This is a genomic window from Mesorhizobium sp. M1E.F.Ca.ET.041.01.1.1, assembly GCF_003997355.1.
Lineage (GTDB): Bacteria > Pseudomonadota > Alphaproteobacteria > Rhizobiales > Rhizobiaceae > Mesorhizobium.
In genome coordinates this window covers 1-1,123 of the sequence record NZ_RZSL01001066.1, presented here as the reverse complement: position 1 = coordinate 1,123, position 1,123 = coordinate 1, and the positions used below count along the sequence as shown (strand labels likewise).

The 1,123-nt window shown below is 63.0% G+C and carries 1 protein-coding gene; it reads left to right on the top strand.

Annotation, left to right across the window (positions count from 1 at the left end):
• Positions 1 to 20 precede the first annotated feature (20 nt).
• Positions 21 to 1,123 (top strand): acyl-CoA carboxylase subunit beta (locus tag EOA38_RS37380; protein WP_145966328.1); only part of this gene is annotated, 1,103 nt, incomplete at its 3' end.

Genomic DNA, 1,123 nt, shown 5'->3' with positions numbered 1-1,123 from the left:
TTTCCTTTTTGGGGGCAGCGATGAAAGACGTGCTGAAGGAACTCGAGCGCCGCCGTGAGATCGCCCGCATGGGCGGCGGCAAGGAGCGGATCGAGGCCCAGCACAAGAAAGGCAAGCTCACCGCCCGCGAGCGCATCGAGGTGTTCCTCGACGAAGGGTCGTTCGAGGAGTTCGACATGTATGTCGAGCACCGCTCCACCGACTTCGGCATGGAGAAGACCAAGATCGCCGGCGACGGCGTGGTGACCGGCTGGGGCACGGTAAACGGCAGGCCGGTCTATCTCTTCGCCAAGGATTTCACCGTCTTCGGCGGCTCGCTGTCGGAGGCGCATGCCGAGAAAGTGGTCAAGGTTCAGGAGATGGCGCTGCGCAACCGCGCGCCGATCATCGGCCTCTACGACGCCGGCGGCGCCCGCATCCAGGAAGGCGTGGCCGCACTTGGCGGTTACGCCGAGATTTTTCAGCGCAACGTGCTTGCCTCCGGCGTCATTCCGCAGATTTCGTTGATCATGGGGCCCTGCGCCGGCGGCGATGTCTATTCGCCGGCCATGACCGACTTCATCTTCATGGTGCGCGACACCTCCTATATGTTCGTCACCGGCCCGGACGTGGTGAAGACGGTGACCAACGAGACGGTGACGGCCGAGAGCCTCGGCGGCGCCACGGTGCACACGACCAGATCCTCCATCGCCGACGGCGCCTATGACAACGACGTCGAGGCGCTTCTGCAGATGCGCCGCCTGATCGATCTTCTGCCGGCTTCCAACACCGCCGAGATTCCAGAGATCGAATGCTACCAGTCCGTGATGGACTATGACATGTCGCTCGACCGGCTGGTCCCCGACAACGCCAACAAGCCCTATGACATAAAGGAACTGATCCTGAAGGTTGCCGACGAAGGCGACTTCTTCGAGATCCAGGCGAGTTTCGCCAAGAACATCGTCACCGGCTTCGGCCGCGTCGACGGCCGAACCGTCGGTTTCGTCGCCAACCAGCCGATGGTGCTGGCCGGCGTGCTGGATTCAGACGCCAGCCGAAAGGCGGCGCGCTTCGTGCGCTTCTGCGACTGCTTCTCGATCCCGATCGTGACTTTCGTCGACGTTCCGGGCTTCCTGCCCGGCAC